The organism is Neisseria sp. P0014.S002, assembly GCF_051958295.1.
GTDB lineage: Bacteria > Pseudomonadota > Gammaproteobacteria > Burkholderiales > Neisseriaceae > Neisseria > Neisseria flavescens_B.
Map to the genome: position 1 here is coordinate 1 of NZ_JBQCVO010000120.1, position 239 is coordinate 239.

Sequence of the window (239 nt, forward strand, 5' to 3'; positions counted from 1 at the left end):
GGCGTAAAGCGCGCGTAGGCGGTTTGTTAAGTCAGCTGTGAAAGCCCCGGGCTCAACCTGGGAACTGCAGTTGATACTGGCCGACTAGAGTACGAGAGAGGGAGGTAGAATTCCATGTGTAGCGGTGAAATGCGTAGATATATGGAGGAATACCGGTGGCGAAGGCGGCCTCCTGGCTCGATACTGACGCTGAGGTGCGAAAGCGTGGGGATCAAACAGGATTAGATACCCTAGTAGTC

1 rRNA gene is annotated in these 239 nt (G+C 54.4%); it reads left to right on the top strand.

Annotated elements, in window-relative coordinates:
• Positions 1-239, top strand: a 16S ribosomal RNA gene (locus tag ACTHSX_RS10850); the annotation flags it as partial.